16 protein-coding genes, 1 pseudogene and 1 riboswitch are annotated in these 20620 nt (G+C 29.9%); all 17 genes and pseudogenes read left to right on the top strand.

Annotated features, from left to right (window positions below; translation table 11 throughout):
* A pseudogene (gene asnA / locus HMPREF9131_RS00030) lies at positions 1-951 on the top strand (aspartate--ammonia ligase); the annotation flags it as partial.
* A 90-nt stretch (positions 952-1041) separates the two neighbouring features.
* On the top strand, positions 1042-1797 hold the full coding sequence (locus HMPREF9131_RS00035) for a hypothetical protein (RefSeq protein WP_009344693.1): 756 nt from the start codon (positions 1042-1044) through the stop codon (positions 1795-1797).
* A gap of 37 nt (positions 1798-1834) precedes the next feature.
* On the top strand, positions 1835-2329 hold the full coding sequence (gene ruvC, locus HMPREF9131_RS00040; RefSeq protein WP_009344688.1) for a crossover junction endodeoxyribonuclease RuvC: 495 nt from the start codon (positions 1835-1837) through the stop codon (positions 2327-2329).
* On the top strand, positions 2329-2925 hold the full coding sequence (gene ruvA, locus HMPREF9131_RS00045) for a Holliday junction branch migration protein RuvA (protein WP_009344684.1): 597 nt from the start codon (positions 2329-2331) through the stop codon (positions 2923-2925). Before ruvC ends, ruvA begins: the two co-directional genes overlap by 1 nt.
* Positions 2926-3930 (top strand): Holliday junction branch migration DNA helicase RuvB, encoded by a 1005-nt coding sequence (ruvB, locus tag HMPREF9131_RS00050; RefSeq protein ID WP_009344682.1) that lies wholly within the window; start codon positions 2926-2928, stop codon positions 3928-3930.
* A complete protein-coding gene (locus tag HMPREF9131_RS00055; protein ID WP_009344690.1) occupies positions 3927-5060 on the top strand; it encodes a SpoIID/LytB domain-containing protein in 1134 nt (377 codons plus the stop codon). Before ruvB ends, HMPREF9131_RS00055 begins: the two co-directional genes overlap by 4 nt.
* Positions 5047-6066, top strand: a complete 1020-nt coding sequence (queA, locus tag HMPREF9131_RS00060) for a tRNA preQ1(34) S-adenosylmethionine ribosyltransferase-isomerase QueA (protein WP_009344700.1) — start codon at positions 5047-5049, stop codon at positions 6064-6066. Before HMPREF9131_RS00055 ends, queA begins: the two co-directional genes overlap by 14 nt.
* 8 nt (positions 6067-6074) lie before the next feature.
* Positions 6075-7187: a tRNA guanosine(34) transglycosylase Tgt gene (tgt, locus tag HMPREF9131_RS00065; RefSeq protein WP_009344696.1), complete on the top strand. Its 1113-nt coding sequence runs from the start codon at positions 6075-6077 to the stop codon at positions 7185-7187.
* Between the two features lie 55 nt (positions 7188-7242).
* Complete coding sequence (gene yajC / locus HMPREF9131_RS00070) at positions 7243-7539, top strand: preprotein translocase subunit YajC (RefSeq protein WP_004825677.1); 297 nt, start codon at positions 7243-7245, stop codon at positions 7537-7539.
* Positions 7540-7548: 9 nt separating this feature from the next.
* Entirely contained in the window at positions 7549-7704 is a 156-nt protein-coding gene (gene scfA / locus HMPREF9131_RS00075; RefSeq protein WP_004825679.1) for a six-cysteine ranthipeptide SCIFF, read from the top strand.
* A 61-nt stretch (positions 7705-7765) separates the two neighbouring features.
* Complete coding sequence (scfB, locus tag HMPREF9131_RS00080) at positions 7766-9115, top strand: thioether cross-link-forming SCIFF peptide maturase (RefSeq protein ID WP_009344681.1); 1350 nt, start codon at positions 7766-7768, stop codon at positions 9113-9115.
* A 34-nt stretch (positions 9116-9149) separates the two neighbouring features.
* Positions 9150-9246: riboswitch (TPP riboswitch) on the top strand.
* A 74-nt stretch (positions 9247-9320) separates the two neighbouring features.
* Positions 9321-9848, top strand: coding sequence for an energy-coupled thiamine transporter ThiT (thiT, locus tag HMPREF9131_RS00085; RefSeq protein ID WP_004825687.1), 528 nt, complete (start codon positions 9321-9323; stop codon positions 9846-9848).
* Between the two features lie 274 nt (positions 9849-10122).
* Positions 10123-10293 (top strand): DUF362 domain-containing protein, encoded by a 171-nt coding sequence (locus HMPREF9131_RS00090; RefSeq protein ID WP_004825682.1) that lies wholly within the window; start codon positions 10123-10125, stop codon positions 10291-10293.
* Between the two features lie 258 nt (positions 10294-10551).
* Positions 10552-14829: an acyl-CoA dehydratase activase-related protein gene (locus HMPREF9131_RS00095; protein WP_009344694.1), complete on the top strand. Its 4278-nt coding sequence runs from the start codon at positions 10552-10554 to the stop codon at positions 14827-14829.
* Between the two features lie 318 nt (positions 14830-15147).
* On the top strand, positions 15148-16623 hold the full coding sequence (locus HMPREF9131_RS00100) for a C69 family dipeptidase (protein WP_009344678.1): 1476 nt from the start codon (positions 15148-15150) through the stop codon (positions 16621-16623).
* 72 nt (positions 16624-16695) lie between these two features.
* Positions 16696-16818, top strand: a complete 123-nt coding sequence (locus tag HMPREF9131_RS00105; protein WP_004825684.1) for a hypothetical protein — start codon at positions 16696-16698, stop codon at positions 16816-16818.
* A gap of 114 nt (positions 16819-16932) precedes the next feature.
* The gene (locus tag HMPREF9131_RS00110) at positions 16933-20613 is read left to right on the top strand and encodes a phosphoribosylformylglycinamidine synthase (protein WP_009344699.1); all 3681 of its coding nucleotides are present in this window, start codon (positions 16933-16935) and stop codon (positions 20611-20613) included.
* The last annotated feature ends 7 nt before the right edge of the window (positions 20614-20620 follow it).

A 20620-nucleotide genomic window follows, 5' to 3' on the forward strand; every position in this document is an offset into this window, starting at 1 on the left:
CACAAATTGCAATAAAATCTTTAAAAGATTATTTTCAAAGAGATTTAGCAAGCACATTAAATTTGGCAAGAGTTTCAGCACCTCTTTTTGTTAGACCTGAAACAGGTTTGAACGACAATTTGTCCGGAGAAAAAGCTGTTAACTTTAATATTAGAAAATATGATATTAATGTTGAAATTGTGCAATCTTTAGCAAAATGGAAAAGAAACGCATTAAAAATATAATTTTGGTATGTATGAAGGAATCTATGCAGATATGAATGCAATAAGGGCTGAAGAAAGTCTTGATAATATTCATTCGTCTTATGTTGATCAATGGGATTGGGAAAAAATAATAGGAGTTTCTGATAGAAATGACGATTATTTACATCTTGTTGTTAAAGAAATATTTTCGGTATTTAAAAGAAGTGAAGAATATATTAATCAAACTTATCCATACATTTTATCCAAAAAGTTGCCTGAAAAAATTTTCTTTGTTTCATCTCAAGAACTTGAAGATGCTTACCCTGATTTAAGTCCTAAAGAAAGGGAACATGAAATTACAAAAGATAAGAAGGCAGTTTTCATACAAGGAATCGGAAAAAAATTAAAATCAGGCAAACCTCATGACCTTAGAAGTCCAGATTATGATGATTGGGATTTAAATGGAGATATAATATTTTGGGATAGTGTTTTAAATGATTCTATTGAGTTATCAAGCATGGGAATAAGAGTCGATGAAGATTCTATAGTTAGCCAATGCAAAATTTGTGGCAATGAAGATAGACTTACCCTTCCTTATCACAGAGATATAATAGAAAAAAATCTTCCCTATACAATAGGTGGGGGTATTGGCCAATCAAGAATATGTATGTACTTTTTAGAAAAAAAGCATATAGGGGAAGTTCAAGTTGGCGTTTGGGACGAGCTTACAAGGCAACAAGCCAAAAAAGATGGTATTATCTTATTGTAATATAAATTTAATATTAAAAAATTTGCTTTCTTTTTAACAATTACTCTTAAATTTATAGTATAATAAAAAATAGATTTCGGAGGAATTTTTATGAGCTTGGCAAATATTAAAATTTCAAATAATAAAAACTATGCTTTTAAAGATATAAAAAACTATCTAGTTGAAAATTTCCTTTATAACAACGAAACAGACTGTATTAATATTCTTTTAAATATTTATAATATAGAAGAATCTATCGAAAATATTTTTCCCAGATATGTGTCTTTGGAAAATTTACGTTTAGATATAATAAAATTATATAAAGAAAAAAGAGGCATAGAATTAATTGCCAGAAATCTATCTAGTTTAATCCATGATGATATAAATAGATTAGAATTATATTTATATTTAGAGGGCTACAGAAGAGGTTTCAATTCTTCAAAATTAATCAATAAACTTGAAATGATAGCTTTGAACTATTTGTCAATTGAAGAACTATACAGTAGGAAGAAACTTTATAACTATGAATTTAAAAATAAAGATGTGGTTTTTTTTAAAAAGGAACTTTTTAAAAGTTTAAGAAGGGATAGGTTTACTAGATCTTATATATCATCAATCGTTAGGGGCGTTGATAAAAATCTTCTAAGAAAAAAGATTTTTAATATTAACTCCCACCTTGATTTACAGCTTGTATTTAGTGATGATTCTTCTGCGAGATTTAAGGAAATGAATTCGTATCTCTCCGTTAATGAGATTTCTAATCTCTATAAAAAAATATTAAAATTTTTATATGTTGATGGTTATAGAATTCTTACCAATGGATATTGGGATGGAATTAACGATAAAGTAATGAAAAGATATAAATAAGGGTAGGTTAACTACCTTTATTTTTTTAAGAGGGAATATGAGAATTTTAGGAATTGACCCTGGACTTGCAATTATAGGTTATGGTATTTTAGATTTCAAAGGAAATTCTTTTAAGACCGTAAGCTATGGTCAAATTAATACTCCTGCAAAAACCCCAATTACTGATAGATTGGATATGATATATTCTCAAATGTCTGAATTAATAATTAAATTTAAACCAGATGATATAGCATTTGAAGAATTATTTTTTAATAAAAATGTTAAAACTGCAATTACAGTTGCTCAGGCAAGAGGGGTAGAAGTTTTAGCTGCAAGACAGTTTACAAGAAATGTTTATGAATATACACCTTTGCAAATAAAAAAATCTTTGGTTGGTTATGGTAGAGCTACTAAGGAACAGATTCAATATATGGTAAAGGTTTTACTTAATTTAAAGGAAGTACCAAAACCTGATGATGTGGCAGATGCACTTGCAGTTGCCATAACTCATGGTTCTTCTATCAATTTTAAAGAAAGTTTTAGGATGATATAATGTTAGATTTTATAAAGGGGAATATATCAGAAATTTATGAAGGCGAAATAGTTCTTGATAATAACGATATAGGATATTTAATATCTATTAGCCAACTTGATATTTCAAAGTTAAGTTTGAATGAAGAGTTAAAAATATATTTGAGATTAATATTAAGAGAGGATAATATATCACTCTATGGTTTTTTGAATAAAGATTCAAGAACTCTTTTTGATTTATTAAATACTGTATCAAGTGTTGGACCAAAGCTTTCTATGACAATTTTAGGAGCTTTGGGTTCATCTCAACTTAGAAGTGCCATTTTAAGTGAAGATGCAAATATATTAACAAAATCTCCAGGAGTTGGAAAAAAGACTGCTAATAGAATAATTCTTGAACTCAAAGATAAGATTTCTAAAAAATCTTTTACAGAAGATTTAGATTTAAGTATATTAGACAGTAGTGATACAATAGATATCAATAATGACCCTGCTCTTGAGGCTCTATTATCCTTAGGCTATAATGAATATGAAGCAAAAATTGCTCTGAGAAATGTAGATCAAAGTCAAGAATTATCTGAAATTATTAGACAGGCACTGAAGGTGATGGCAAAGTAAATGGATGAAAGAATTATTGATGCAAATTTTTCTGTTGAAGATAAACAGGAAATTAATTTAAGACCTAAGTGGCTTTTAGATTATATTGGCCAGGATAAGGTTATAAATAAATTAAAAATTTTTATTAAGGCAGCAAAAAATAGGAAGGAACCGTTGGACCACACTTTATTAAGTGGGCCACCAGGTTTAGGGAAAACCACTTTAGCTGGAATTATTGCTAATGAAATGGGCGTAAATATAAAAGTGACGTCTGGTCCTGCCATAGAAAGGCAAGGGGATTTAGCATCAATTCTTACAAACTTAAAAGAAGATGATGTTCTTTTTATTGATGAAATTCACAGATTAAATAAATCTGTTGAAGAAATTTTATATCCTGCTATGGAAGATTATGCACTTGATATAATTATTGGTAAGGGGCCTTCCGCACGCTCTATTAGGCTTGATTTGGCAAAATTCACTTTAATAGGAGCGACAACAAGGTCAGGTATGTTGACATCGCCTTTAAGAGATAGGTTTGGAGTTCTTTTAAATATGGAACTTTATTCAATTGATGCTCTTACTAAGATAGTTATCAGATCTGCTGAAATTTTAAATATACCAATTGAAAAAGAAGGTGCTTTAGAAATTGCCAAAAGGTCAAGAGGAACTCCTCGTATTGCAAATAGACTCTTAAAAAGAGTTAGAGATTATGCAGAAGTTGTGGAAAGAGGGGTAATTACCGAAAAGGTTGCTGTTAAGGGACTTAATTTGCTAGAAATAGATAAATATGGTCTTGATAATATTGATAGAAAGATAATTTTAACAATGATTGAAAACTTTGTAGGAAGACCTGTAGGGATAGATGCAATTTCTGCATCAATTGGTGAAGATAGAATTACAGTAGAAGATGTTTATGAACCTTATTTAATGCAAATAGGCTTTATAGTTAGAACACCAAGAGGTCGACTTGCAACAAAAAAAGCTTATGACCATTTCGGTTTGGAATATAAAGGAGAAGAAGAATGAAAAAAATTTTACTTATTTTCTTACTATTTCTTATGCTCTGTCCAATGAATTTATTGGCAGAAGAAAGACTTAATATTAAAGTTGGACCATCTAACCCTGTTGATAAAGAAATTAAGCTTTCTACTAAGGCTAATTTTCAAATTATATCATCAGATTTTTCATTATTAAATAATACGAATTTAAAAGAATTAAAAGTTACTTTAAAAAATGGGAAGGTATATTTAAAAGGTGAGAATTTTACAATGGAAAATTTCCCATTAGATGGTAGTATGCTAATTAATTCTTCTAAAGAAATTAAAGTTGAAAATTTAAAAAGAAGTTACTTAGGTGCTATTTCTTTTAGAATTAACAACAATAAACTTGATATTATTAATAATATTGATATAGAAAATTATTTGAGGGGAATCTTACCCAAGGAAATGAGTCCGTCTTTTGCACAGGAGGCTTTAAAAGCCCAGGCTGTAGCCTCAAGATCATTTGCAATAAGTAACAAAAATAAATGTATAAAGAATGGTTATAATCTTGATGATACAACTGCTTGTCAAGTATATAGGGGTAGCTCATGCTATAATAAAATTACAGATAAAGCTGTTGAAGCCACCAAGGGTCAAGTTTTAACCTATAAGGGAAAAGTTATTGAAGCAATATTTGGAGCATCTTCTGGAGGCTATACTGCTGATGCAAAAGATGTTTGGGGTGGCGAGATTGTAGATTATCTAATTGCAAAAGAAGATCCTTATTCCACTTATGAATGGGATGCTATTCTAACTAATCAGGAACTGTCAAAATTAGGTCTTGGTGAAATTTATACAATTGAGATAGCAGATTATGACTCATCAGGAAGAATTAAAAATATAACAGTAACAGGAGCAAATGGAGTTAAGAATTTCACAGGAAATCAATTTAGAAATAAAGTCGGCTCTATGAAATGTAAATCCACACTATTTGAAATAATGAATTTAGGTGATAGTTTCTCACTGAAGGGAAAGGGATTTGGTCATGGAGTAGGAATGAGTCAATATGGGGCTCAAAAGATGGCAAAAAGTGATTTCAAATATGAAGAAATTTTGGGCTTCTATTTTCCTGGGACAGAATTAAAAAGTATGGAAGGCGTAAATGAAAACAAGTGATTTTTCATATGATTTACCAAGTGAGCTAATAGCTCAACATCCAGCGCAAAAGCGTGACCAGTCGAGGCTTATGCTTTTGAATAAAAAGACTGGAGAGATAAATCATAAAAAATTTTATAATATTATTGACTATTTAAATAATGGTGATGTTCTTGTATTAAATGATACTAGGGTTATGCCTGCAAGAATTTTTGGACACAGACCAGAAAAAGATGAGAGTATCGAGATATTGTTGTTAAATCATAAGGGAGATACTTGGGAAACACTTGCTAAACCAGGCAAAAAATTAAAAATTGGAACTGAAATAATTTTTTCAGATGAATTAAAAGCTGAAGTCGTAGATATTTCTGAAGATGGCTCAAGGTTTTTAAAATTTATCTATAGTGGAATTTTTGAAGAAATCCTTGACAGATTAGGTGAAATGCCTTTGCCACCATATATTCAGGAAAAACTTGAAGACAAGGAAAGATACCAAACTGTATATTCAAAAGAAATAGGTTCAGCAGCAGCTCCGACTGCGGGTTTGCATTTTACAAAAGAACTATTAAAAAAGATAGAAGAAAAGGGAATTGAAATTTGTTTTATAACTCTTCATGTTGGACTTGGTACGTTTAGACCAGTTAAGGTAGAAGATGTTACTAAACATAAAATGCACAGTGAGTTTTATATTATTCGTGATGATGTAGCTCAAAAAATTAATAAAGCAAAAGATGAAGGTAGGAGAATTGTTGCAGTTGGAACAACATCTATAAGAACTTTAGAATCTGCTGCTGATGACAAGGGATATGTAAAGGCAAAAAGCGGATGGACAGATATTTTTATTTATCCACCATATAAATTCAAATGTGTTGATGCACTTATAACCAATTTTCATTTACCTGAATCAACTTTAATAATGCTTGTGTCTTCATTGAGCACAAGAGAAATTATTTTAAACGCTTATAATGTTGCAGTCAAAGATAAATATAGGTTTTTCTCCTTTGGTGATGCAATGTTTATATATTAGGAGATTAGATGTTTAAGTTTGAATTATATAAAAAAGCAAAAGATTCTAAGGCAAGATTAGGTAAAATAATAACTGACCACGGAGAGATAGAAACACCTATTTTTATGCCTGTAGGAACTAGAGCTACAGTTAAAACTATGGCTAGTGAAGAATTGAAAAAAATTGGCGCACAAATTATTTTATCAAACACCTATCATTTATTTTTAAGACCAGGGTCTGAGATTATAAAAAAAGCCGGTGGACTTCACAAGTTTATGAATTGGGACAAGCCAATACTTACCGACTCAGGAGGATTCCAAGTTTTTTCTCTTTCTGATAATAGAAAAATTACCGAAGAAGGTGTCGAATTTAGATCGCATATTGACGGTTCAAAGAAATTTTTATCTCCTGAAGTTTCAATTGAGATGCAAAATATTTTAGGCTCTGATATTATTATGTCATTTGATGAATGTGCACCATATCCTGCATCATATGATTATGTTGAAAGATCAATGCAAAGGACTCTAAGATGGGCAAAAAGAGGTAAAGATTTTCATAAAAATTCTGAGCATCAAGCACTTTTTGGTATAATCCAAGGTGGTATGTATAAAGATTTACGAAAAATTTCTGCTCAAGAGATGGTTGACATGGATTTTCCAGGGTATTCAGTAGGCGGTCTTTCTGTAGGTGAACCTAAAGAAATAATGAATGAAATTCTTGATTATACAACAGATTTTATGCCTGAAAATAAACCGAGATATTTAATGGGAGTTGGTAGTCCTGATTATTTATTTGAAGCAGTAGAAAGAGGTATAGATATGGCAGATTGTGTTTTGCCAACTAGAATTGCAAGAAATGGTTCTGTTATAACTCATAGGGGAAAACTCGTTATTAGAAACGCAAAATATAAGGAAGATTTTTCTCCATTAGATGAAGAATGTGATTGTTATGTTTGCAGAAATTATACAAGAGCCTATATCAGACATTTATTCAATGTAGACGAAATATTGGGACCAAGACTTGCAACTATTCACAATTTATATTTTCTACTCAATATGATGGAAAATATAAGAGAGTCAATAAGGGGAGATTATTTTCTTGAATACAAAAATGATTTTTACAAGAAGTATGGATATAATTAAGCTTGTTAAAAATTTATTTTTTTTGTATAATTATTTATAAGAAGGGAGCAGTTTAATGAACAGTCAGTTTCTTATTCAGTTTGGACCTTTAGTTTTAATTTTTTTAGTATTTTATTTTATGGTTATTAGACCTCAAAATAAAAAGCAAAATGAAATTAAAGATATGCGTGCTAATCTAAAAGTTGGCGATAGGGTACAAACAATTGGTGGAATCATAGGAAAAATTATTGTAATAAAAGAAGATTTTGTTGTAATTGAAACTTCCGGTGATAAGAACAAAATGGAAATTATGAAATGGGGAGTATCTTCAGTTTTTAAAGATAATTCCGATTTAAAAAAGGATAATAAATAGGAGGATATGATGAAGCATATTAAGACTTTAACAACAAGAAGATTAAAAGATACTTATGCTAAAGGTGGATGTGGAGAATGTCAAACTTCATGCCAATCAGCTTGCAAAACTTCTTGTACAGTAGGAAATCAAAAATGTGAAAATGTACAATTAAAGGGCTGTTAACAGCCTTTTATTGTGCTTAAATTTATTAAATGGGGAATAATGTTAATAATTGGGAGAAAAGATGGAAAATATTCATAAATTTTATTTAAATGGTAAGTATATAGTGCTTGATATACCTTCAGGTTCTGTTCATATTGTAGACCAAGCAGTATACAAAATAATTGATGATTTTAAAGATTTGACAAGAACTGAAATTTTAAGCAAGTATAAGGACGAATTTCCTTTAGTCCAACTTGAAGAAGCTTATGATGAAGTTAAATTTTTAGTAGATGAAGAAATGCTTTTTACTGAAGATGCTAAATATTTAAAGCCCATGTATAATCCCGCAAACATTATTAAAGCCATGTGCTTAAATGTTGCGCATGATTGTAATTTGAGATGTAAATATTGCTTTGCTTCACAAGGTGATTTTAAGGGAAAAAGATTACTGATGGACTTACAAACAGGTAAAGATGCCCTTGATTTTCTAATTAAAAGTTCTGGATATAGAAGAAATCTTGAAGTAGATTTTTTCGGTGGAGAACCTTTAATGAATTTTGAGGTTGTAAAAAAGCTTGTAGAGTATGGAAGAATTCAAGAAAAAAAATACAATAAACATTTTAGATTTACAATCACAACCAATGGAACTTATTTAACAGATGATAAGATAGATTTTATAAATGAAAATATGGATAACTGCGTACTTTCATTAGATGGTAGAAAATGTGTTAATGATTATATGAGACCTACAATAAACGGAAAAGGGTCTTTTGATATAATTGTGCCTAAATTTAAAAAACTAATTTCCAAACGTGGAGATAAAGATTATTTTATTAGAGGTACTTTTACCAATGAAAATTTAGATTTTTCTGAAGATTTAATGGAATTTTATAAGCAAGGTTTTAAAAAAACATCTATCGAACCAGTAGTTACTGATGAAAAAGAACCATATGCCATTAGAGCGGAACATTTAAATAAAATTTTAGAAGAATATGAAAAATTATCAAAAGAATATATTGATATCAAGAAAAAGGACAATGAATTTTCTTTTTATCATTTCATAATAGATTTAAGTCAAGGACCTTGTGTTATTAAAAGGACTGTTGGATGTGGAGCAGGTTCTGAATATATAGCAGTAACTCCTGATGGAGAAATTTATCCATGCCATCAATTTGTAGGTGAAGAAGAGTTTAAATTGGGAGATATTCACAGTGGTATTGTAAATACTAAGCTTCGTGATACATTTAAGTGTGCCAATGTATATACTAATGAAGATTGTCCAGATTGTTGGGCTAGATATTACTGTTCAGGCGGTTGTCACGCTAATGCTTATTATGCTAATAAAAACCTATCAAAACCTTATAAAGTGGGTTGTGAAATGGAAAAGAAAAGAATTGAATGTGCTATATCAATTGTAGCAAATCAAGATTAATCTGTTATAAACAATTTTGTTTATATAAATAAATATAATAGAACAGGGGAGCATTCGCTGAGAGGAGATAATATCTCGACCCTTAAGCTGATCCAGGTAATACTGGCGTAGTGAGGAATAAGGACTTAAAATAGGGCTCGGCTCTATTTTTTTCTTTTGTTAATTAAGGTTCTTATTTTCCAACCTTGTTCTAAAGGAGGAAAATATGGAAAGAAGAAGTACAAAAAATTTAGTAATGGCAGGTTTATGTATAGCCTTGTCACAGGTTTTATCTTATGTAAAAGTTTTTGAGATGCCTCAAGGTGGTTCAATAACAGCCGGTTCAATGGTTCCCATAATACTTTTTTCATTAGTATATGGATTTAAAGATGGATTTTTAGCAGCCATTGTTTATGGACTTTTACAATTTGTTTTAGGTGGAACTTTTTCACTTCATCCATTATCAATAATAATTGATTATTTATTGGGATTTGGTGTATTAGGTTTAGCTGGAATATTTGGTGGAAAGAAAAATCTAACAAGTGCTTTACTAGGAACTTTTGTAGCCTGCATATTAAGATTTGTAATGTTATTTTTGTCAGGAGTTTTGGTTTGGGCATCTTATACACCACCAGGAATGGCTCCATGGTATTATTCTTTAACTTATAATGGAACTTATATGATTCCTGAAACAATACTTACACTTGTTATAGTCGCTCTTATATATAGTAAAGTATATGATTCTATGAAATAGGTATTATATAAAAATAAAACCTTATGAGCTAATCATCAACAATAACCACTTAGTATTGGTTATTACTAATATATGGTTTTTGATAATTAAATAAAAAAGCCTAGTAAATCACCATGATTAATCTGAGTAAGTTAAGTAATTACGCTAATTAATTTGTAATTGATAGTTATTTCTATTTTCAAAATATTACACTAAATATTTGATAAAATATTAAAGATATGCTATCATTAATTCATAAAGACAAATAAAGGTATAAAATTTATGGAGGTGTACTATGGCTTATAAAATTACAGATGCTTGTATCGCTTGTGGCGCTTGTCAAGCAGAATGTCCAGTAGATTGCATTAGTGATGGAGATATTTATCAAATAAATCCAGACCAATGCATAGATTGTGGCTCATGTGCAGGAGTTTGCCCTGTAGGAGCACCAGTACCTGAAGACTAAGTAAGGTTTAGCGAGGCTGTATGCCTCGCTTTTTTGTTGTAATTTTTTAAAAATAAAAGTATAATACTTTTATCATATAAGTTTTTTATTTTATACATTTTGCATCATATAAGCTTTTAACTTATTCATTTATTTTCATTTCTTACATACTCTAAATTTTTTACATAAATTTTTATTTTTATTTAGAGTTTAAATTAATTAAAGTGGTATATATGTTATATATTAAAGATGGTATTTAATATTTGAAAGGAGAATAATATGAGGATTCATATGGGATTAGATGTGGGGTCTACCACTGTTAAACTTGTAATCTTGGATAATGAATTTAATATTTTATATTCGACTTACAGAAGACATTTTTCCGATGTTAAAAAAACTGTCAAAGATGTTATTAATGAAGTTTATGATAAATATAAATATGATAGCTTAACATGTGCTGTTACTGGTAGCGGTGGTCTTTCAGTAACAAAATTACTAGATGTTGATTTTATTCAAGAAGTTATAGCAGGTAAAGTTGCTATATCATCTTATATTCCCCAAACTGATGTCGCAATTGAACTTGGGGGAGAGGATTCTAAAATTACTTACTTAAAAGGTAGCGTAGAACAAAGAATGAATTCGATATGTGCTGGAGGAACCGGAGCTTTTATTGACCAAATGGCTTCTCTATTACAAACTGATGCTTCAGGTTTGAACGAAATGGCAAAATCTTATAAAAAACTTTATCCTATAGCTTCACGCTGTGGAGTTTTTGCTAAAACAGATGTGCAAGCTTTGATTAATCAAGGTGCAGAAAAAGAAGACATAGCTATTTCAGTTTTTCAATCTGTTGTTAATCAAACTATTTCAAATCTTGCTTGCGGAAGACCCATAAGAGGCAATGTTGCCTTTTTAGGAGGACCTCTACATTTTTTAAATATGTTAAGGGAAAGATTTATTAAAACTTTGAATCTTAAAGATGAAGAGATTATAGTGCCTGAAAACTCTCAAATTTTCGTAGCATTAGGAGCTGCGATTTCTTCTTTTGAAACAAAATCTATGCCATTTATAGAGCTTTTTAATAGGGTTAATTCAAATATAAAAGTAATTGAAAAAGAAACAACAACACTTGAACCTCTTTTTAAAGATAAAAAAGATTTAGAAGATTTCATAGAAGACCATAAAACTAAAAATTTAAGAGAAATTCCCATTAGTTCATATAAAGGACCTATTTTTATTGGAATTGATTCTGGATCAACTACTTCTAAATTAGTGGCTCTTTCAGATAATAATGAAATTTTATATAAATACTATGGATCAAATAAGGGGAATCCTCTTGAAATTGTTATTGAACAATTAAAAGAAATATATAAAAAGAAAAATAATGAAGCCTATATAGCTTCTGCTGGTTGCACAGGCTATGGAGAAGATTTTTTAAAGGCAGCCTTAAATTTAGATTTAGGTGAGGTAGAAACTATTGCTCACTTTACAGCAGCTAAATTTTTTGACCCTGAAGTAGATTTCATTCTTGATATTGGAGGTCAAGATATGAAGTCAATGAAAATAAGTGATGGTGTTATAGAATCGATATTATTAAATGAAGCTTGTTCTGCTGGCTGTGGGTCTTTTCTCGAAACTTTTGCTCGTTCTGTTAATTTATCGGCAAAAGAATTCGCAAATCAAGCAACAATGGGAGAAAATCCTGTTGATTTAGGTAGCAGATGTACTGTGTTTATGAATTCTAATGTAAAGCAAGCTCAAAAAGAAGGGGCAGAGGTAACTGATATAGCAGCAGGCTTAGCTTATTCAGTAATTAGAAACGCTCTACAAAAAGTAATTAAAGTTCGTGACCCTAAGGATTTAGGTAAACATATTGTGGTTCAAGGTGGAACTTTCCTATCAAATGCTGTTTTAAGGGCTTTTGAAAATTTAACAGGTGTAAAAGTTACAAGACCAAATATCGCTGGACTTATGGGTGCTTTGGGAATGGCTTTAATATGTAAAGAAAAATCTCAAGGTAAATCTTCAATTATTGATGAAGAATGTCTAAGTAATTTTAAATATAAATCTATATCAACTAATTGTCATCAATGCACTAACAACTGTGCTTTGTCTATTAATATATTTTCTAACGGAAAAAGATATATTACTGGAAATAGGTGTGAGAAGGGTGCAGGACTTGTTAAAAGTAATGAAGAAAAACTTCCAAATCTATATAAATATAAATTAGAAAGATTGTTTTCTTATAAATCCTTAGATGAAAAAAATGCTCCCAGGGGAATAGTTGGAATACCTAGAGTTTTAAATATTTATGAAAATTATCCCTTCTGGCATACATTTTTTACAAGTCTTGGTTATAGAGTTGTTTTATCAAGTAAATCCTCAAGAGAAATTTATGAAAAAGGCATAGAAACTATCACTTCTGAAACTGCTTGTTATCCAGCTAAGATTAGCCATGGACATATAGAAGATTTAATTGAAAAAGGTGTAAAATTTATTTTCTATCCTGCAGTATTTTATGAAGAGAAACAATTTAAAAATGCAGATGACACCATAAATTGTCCTGTTGTGGCAGGTTATAGTGAAGTAATTAAAAATAATGTTGATAAGATAGCAAATGGTAATATAGTATTTTTAAATCCCTTCATATCTTTTAATGATAGAAAAAGATTAGAAAAAAGGTTAAATGAAGTATTTACTGATATACCTTACGATGAAATAAAAAGAGCAGTAAGAGCTGCTTATCAAGAAGAAGATAGATATAGACTTGATGTTCTCAATGAGGGCAATAAAGCTTTATCATATATTAAAGAAAAAAATATTAAGGGTATAGTTTTATGTGGTCGTCCTTACCATGTTGACCCGGAAATTAATCATGGTATACCAGAGTTAATTAATCAATTAGGTCTAGCTGTGCTTTCAGAAGACTCAGTTGCAAGAAATGTTGAAATTGATTCTAGGCTGAGGGTTTTAGACCAATGGAACTATCATTCAAGACTTTATAGAGCGGCTAAATTTGTTGGTCAGTATGATAATTTAGAGCTTGTTCAGTTAAATTCTTTTGGCTGTGGAATAGATGCCGTTACAACTGACCAAGTAGCAGAAATTATTAAAGCCTACAATAAAATCTACACAGTCTTAAAAATAGATGAAGTTTCTAATTTAGGTTCCATAAAAATTAGATTGAGGTCTTTAATCGAGGCATCAGAAAAGAGAGAATTTATTAAAAAAGAAGCTGATAAATTAGGACTTATCAATGAAAAACCTTTATTATTTACTGAAGAAATGAGGGAAAATTATACAATTTTAATGCCGCAAATGTCCCCTCTACATTTTGAAATTTTTGAACCAATTTTACAAGCTGAAGGTATAAATATAAAGGTCTTAAAAGATAGTGGAAATAAAGTTGTCAATGAGGGCTTAAAATATGTAAATAATGATGCTTGTTATCCTTCTATGTTTGTTGTGGGTCAATTTATAGATGCAGTTAAATCTGGAAAATATGATACAGAGCATTTGGCACTTCTAATGAGTCAAACTGGTGGAGCTTGCAGAGCGTCAAATTATGTAGCCTTTATAAGAAAAGCCTTAAAAGACGCTGGATATGGTCATATACCTGTTATAGGTTTGTCTTTCCAAGAAATTGAATCTCACCCTGGATTTAAATTTACAAGAAAACAAATAATTAGGATGGGTAAAAAACTTGTTCAAGCTTTACTCTATGCAGATTTAATTTCAAGATTAACACTAGCCACTAGACCCTATGAACTTATTAAGGGATCTACTAATATATTAAGGGATAGATGGATAGAAATAACTACAAGTAAAGACTTATCTTATGAAAAAGAAGATTTTATAAGAAATGTATATACAATGGTAGGAGAATTTAAGAGGCTTGAAATTTCTAAAATTAAAAAGCCAAAAGTCGGTATAGTTGGTGAAATTTTAGTTAAATATGACCCAGCTGCTAATAATCACTTAGCAAAAGTTTTGGAAGATGAGGGGGCTGAGGTTGTTATTCCAGATTTGACAGATTTTATGATGTATTCATTTAAAAATCAAGAATACAAATATAGATTACTTTCAAAATCTTGGTTACCATCATTTGTTTGTAATTTAGGAATATATTATATAGAATATTACAGAAAATTTGTAAGTAAAGCCTTAGAAGGAACAAGATTTACAAAACCTGAAAAAATTGAAAATATCATAGATTATGCGAAAAAGTATGTAAGTTTAGGAAATCAATATGGAGAAGGTTGGCTTTTAACAGGTGAAATGGTAGAACTTATAGAATCTGGCACAGAAAATATAGTTTGTGTTCAACCTTTCGGATGCCTACCAAACCATATAACTGGTAAGGGCGTCATAAAAGCCATCAGGTCGACATATGAAAAAGCAAATATTATTCCTCTTGATTTTGATGCATCAGCTTCAAGCGTTAATCAATATAATAGAATAAAATTAATGTTATCACAAGCAAAGAAAAATATGGAACAAGAAAAATCAATATATCACAGAGGATTCTTGAAAAATAAAGTTGCCTTAGAAAATTAAATAATCTAATAAAAGCGTGAGTAATTTAATAATATCCATTAGTTGTTTTTTAGTATTACTTTTGGGATTATAATTTTAATCACGCTTTTTTATATTATTTTATCTATTATCTAACTTATGGAATAGATATTTAAAATATTATTTTTATTTTTTGAAAAGGTTTTGAATTTAAAATATATAATAAGATATGAGTTTTAATTATGGAGAAGTATAAAATTATTTCTAGTCTAAGCTTCACTAAGCTTTATTTTTTAATACAAATTTATAATTATTTAGTATATAATAATACATTAATGAAGAAAATATAAGGAGGAAATTATGGCTTGTACAACAATTTTAGTTGGTAAAAATGCTTCTTTTGATGGTTCAACTCTAGTAGCCAGAAATGAAGATTCACCAGCGGGTCTTTACAGTCCTAAACAAATTTTAGTAATGGAGGCTAAGGACCAACCCAGAAAATATAAATCAGTTTTATCTCATCTTGAGTTCGACCTTCCAGAAAATCCATATAGATATACTTACTGCCCAAACTCTGATCGCAAAGAAGGAATTTGGGGAGCATTTGGTGTTAATGAAAAAAATGTTTCTATGACAGCAACTGAAACTATTACTTCTAATGAAAGAGTTTTAGGAGCTGATCCTCTTGTTGTTTATAAGAAAGGAACAGATAAGGAAAAAGAAGTTATTGGTGGACTTGGTGAAGAGGACTTTGTAACAGTTACTCTTGCTTATATTTCTACAGCAAGACAAGGTGTTGAGCGATTAGGAAAACTACTTGAAAAGTATGGCACATATGAAATGAACGGTATTGCTTTTCAAGATGAAAATGAAATTTGGTGGTTTGAAACTATAGGCGGTCATAATTGGATGGCAAGACGTGTAAAAGATGATTCTTATGTGATTATGCCAAATCAATTAGGTATTGATTATTTTGATTTTGCAGATGCTTATGGTAAAAAAGAAAATTTCATGTGTTCACAATCTCTAAAAGATTTAGTTGAAAAGTATGATTTAGACCTTAGAATGGATAAAAATCAAGATTTTAATCCAAGACTTGCTTTTGGTTCACATGATGATTCTGACCACACCTATAACACTCCAAGAGCGTGGGTTTTATTAAAAAAATTTAATCCAACTTTTATGAGAGAACATAGTGAACTTGGTCCAGAATCTGATAATCTTCCTTTTGAAATGGTAGCAGAAAGAAAAATTACTGTTGTTGATATTAAGTGGGCTCTTTCTAATCATTATCAAGAAACACCTTACGACCCATATATAAAAGGTAATGCAGAAAAATCTAAAAAATATAGACCAATAGGAATTAATAGGACTAATGTATTGGGTTTAGTTCAAATAAGATCTAACTTACCTGATGAATTAAAATCTATTGAATGGTTCTCTTATTCATCAAATGTCTTTAATGCAATGGTTCCTTTATATATAAATGTTAATACTATTCCTAAATATTATGCAAGTTCAGAAACTAAAGTAACAACTGATTCATTTTATTGGGTGAACAGGTTAATTGCAGCTATTTGTGATAAAAATTATATGGATACTTCTAATACCTGTGAAAGATATCAAAATTTGATTGCAAATAAAGCTATGGAGCATATCAATAATACTGATAAAAAATTCAAGGAAGAAAAGCCAAAAGATATAGAAGCATTTTTCCAAGAAGCTAATCAAAATTTCGCAGACTTTGTTGAAGAAGCTAGCCGTGATTTTCTTGATAAGGTACTGTGGATTGGTTCAAATAATATGACCAATTCCTTTTCAAGGTCAGATGCTTAATATAAATTTTTAAATTCAAAATTATAAAATATTATGATATAATAATTAATATATTATTTGGAGGTATTTTTCATGAATATAATTAATACAACTGATACAATTAAAGTTGCATTTTATTCAATTCCTTTGGACTTTGAACCTGGATGGGAAATTTTTGCCTCTTTTTCAAAATTAGATATTTATTTTATGAGTTAAATAGGGAGTCTTTCTAAGGTTCTCTATTTTTTTATTGGAAATAACATAATTCCAATTCTTACCAGTAAAAAATCTTTCAAATGCTGGGGTTTATATTCGTATTTAGGGGGAAATATGCAAAATAAAGATGTAAAGATTAATAAGGTTTATGTAAGAAAAAAGGATTCTTTAGATTTTCTTTCTAAATCTACAAAGGCTGAAATTGAAAATTCTTTAAAAATTAAGTTGGCTGATTTAAAAGTATACAGAAGATATGATATGGATATAAGTGATGAATTACTTGACAAAATTCTATATACTATTTTAGCTGAAAAACCTGTAGATTTGCTTTTCTATGGAGAAGAAGCAGACAAGTTGGAAAAAACTTTTGAAAATCCTATTAGAGTTTCTTATTTACCTGGTCAATTTGACCAAAGAGAACAAGGTTTGTTAGATACAATAGCTTTATTTACGGATAAAAAAGTTAAGGCAAAAGTCAGCCTTTGCTATGATATTATGGGAGTAGATTCCGATGATATAGAAAAGATTAAAAATTTTCTAATAAATCCTGTGGATTCTCATGAAGTGTCACTTGATGATAATTTATTAGAAGAAAGACAGGTATCTGATGAGCATTTAGAAAATATTGTTTTTAACGGTTTTACAAAATATGATGACTCTAAATTAGAAGAATTTTTAAATAATCAAAATTTAGCTATGAGTCTTGATGATTTAAAAGTATTTCAAACTTACTTTAAGAAGGAAAACAGAGACCCTAATGAAACTGAACTAGCTATAATAGACACTTATTGGTCAGACCACTGTAGACATACAACTTTTAATACAGAGCTTGATATTTACTTTAATGAAGTTTCTGCCTTAGATAGAGAAATAAAAAAAGCTTTTGACTTATATTTGAAGTTAAGAAAAGAATTAAATATAGAAAAACCAATTAGCCTTATGAGTTTTGGTACTATTTTATCAAAATATTTAAGGAAAAATGGTAAATTAGATGACTTAGAAGTTTCAAGTGAAATTAATGCTTGTTCCATAAAAATAAAGGTTAAATTAGATTTAAATGGAGATATTAAATATAAAGATTTCCTTTTAATGTTTAAGAATGAAACTCACAATCACCCCACAGAAATAGAACCGATAGGAGGAGCAAGTACTTGCTTAGGTGGTGCTATTAGGGACCCACTTTCAGGAAGGGCTTTTGTTTATCAAGCAATGAGAATTTCAGGAGCGGCTGACCCCTTTACACCAATTGATAAAACCTTAAAAGGAAAATTACCACAAAAGAAAATCTGCACAGAGGCAGCAAAGGGTTATTCATCATATGGTAATCAAATAGGGCTTGCTACTGGTTTTGTTGATGAAATTTATCATCCAAATTATGTTGCTAAGAGATTAGAAGCAGGAGCAGTAATTGCGGCAGCTCCAATTGAAAATGTAAAAAGATTAGAACCTCAAAAAGGCGATATTGTTATATTACTTGGTGGAAAAACTGGAAGAGATGGAATTGGAGGAGCAACTGGTTCTTCTAAATCTCACAAAACATCTTCAATAAAAACTGAATCTGCACAAGTCCAAAAAGGTAATGCACCTGAAGAAAGAAAAATTCAGAGATTATTTAGAAGAGAAGATGCTGCAAAACTTATTAAAAAATGTAATGATTTTGGCGCTGGTGGAGTAAGTGTAGCTATAGGTGAACTATCTGAGAGCATTGAAATACATCTAGATAGAGTTCCACTAAAATATCTTGGTTTAAAACCTAAAGAAATTGCAATTTCTGAATCTCAAGAAAGAATGGCTGTACTTATTGGCGAAAAAGACAAGGAAAAGTTTTTAAACTTAGCTAAGGAAGAAAATCTTGAAGCTACTCATGTAGCAACGGTTACAGATACTGGTAGGATGATTATGTATTATAAGGACAAAGTAATCTGTGATATGTCCTATGATTTTATCAACTCTACTGGAGCAAATAGAAAAACAAAAGTACAAGTAGAATCAGAAAATCCTGCAAAGTTTCTTTTTAATTCTGATAAAGACGCGGGTAATTTAAAGGATTATTTGGGACAATTAAATATTGCTTCAAAGAAAAACTTAATTGAACTTTTCGATTCATCTGTCGGCAGAGCTACTGTTTTGTGGCCTTTAGGTGGAAAAAAACAAAGTGTACCAATTCAAGCAATGGTTGCAAAAATTCCTTCATTTGAAGGTGATGTTTTAACAAGTTCTCTAATGACTTATGGGTTTAATCCTGATTTATCAATCCAGTCACAATATTTAGGTGGATATTATGCAGTTATTGAATCAATATCAAAATTAGTTGCCAGTGGAGCATCAATTGATAAGATAAGATTATCATTCCAAGAATTTTACGGTAAATTAACTGATGAAAAAGCTTGGTCTAAGCCTCTAAAATCATTATTGGGAGCCTTAGAAGCATCATATTTCTTTGATGCACCACCAATAGGAGGAAAAGATTCCATGAGTGGTACTTTTGAGGATATTGATGTAGCACCTACATTAATTTCTTTTGCAGTTACAACAGAAGATGTAGAACATATAATTTCTCCAGATTTTAAGGGCAAGGGTAAGATAGGTTTAGTATCTTTAGATTATGATGAAAATGGAAAACTTAATTTACATGAATTAAAAAATAATTTTGAAAATATACACAAAGAAATTTTGGCTGGAAATATAATTTCTGCTTGTGCCATTACTCATAAGGGAACCTTACCTATGATTTATGAAAATGCCCTTTATAGAAGTGGATTTGATGTTAAATTAGATGATTTATACTCTCCTAAATATGGCTCATTTATTGTGGAATATTTAGAAGATAGACCATTTATTAAAAATATAGGAGATTTTGCAGAAAATATTGTAGTTAATGGTGTTAAGTTAAATGAAAGATTATTAGAAGAATCATATATGCACACTTTCGATTCTATATATCCACCTAAGGCTTCTAGTCCATTAAAAGAATTAGAAATAAAAAAATCAAATAAGAGAAATTTCAAATCAAGAAAATGCGTAGATATTCCAAAAGTTGTTATACCAGCTTTCCCTGGAACAAATTCTGAATGGGACACTAAAAAAGCCTTTGAGAATGAAGGTGCAAAAGTTCAAGTTATCTTGTTTAGAAATAGGACTGATGAGGACTTAAAAGAATCTCTAGATATTTTTGCTAGAGCTATTAAAAATGCACAAATTTTGGCTATACCAGGAGGATTTTCTATGGGTGATGAGCCTGATGGTTCTGGAAAATTTATTGCAAATGTAATAAGGTCTCCAAAAGTTAAGGAAGCTATAGAATACATGCTTGATGAAAATGATGGATTAATTCTTGGTATATGTAATGGATTCCAAGCCCTTGTAAAAACAGGACTTCTTCCCTATGGTCATATAAAAGAAATGGAAGAAGACGACCCAACGCTAACTTTTAATTCAATAAACAGGCATATTAGTTCTATTGAAAATATTAAAATTCTAACTAATAATTCACCTTGGCTTATTACTTTAGAAGAAGGAAAAGTTTATAGAATGCCTATTTCACATGGTGAGGGAAGATTTTATGCTGAGGAATCTGTTTTAAACTCTCTTATGGAAAATGACCAAATTGTTGGAGTTTATGAAAATGCACCAAATGGTTCAGCTTTAAATATTGAATCAATTATATCTAAAGATGGAAAAATTTTTGGAAAAATGGGTCACTGTGAACGTGTAGATAAAAATCTTTATAAAAACATTGATTCAATTGAATACCAAAATATTTTTAAAAGTGGAGTAGAGTTTTTTAAAAAATAATTTTTGA

It is taken from the genome of Peptoniphilus sp. oral taxon 836 str. F0141, from assembly GCF_000179335.1.
Taxonomy (GTDB): Bacteria; Bacillota; Clostridia; order Tissierellales; family Peptoniphilaceae; genus Peptoniphilus_A; species Peptoniphilus_A lacrimalis.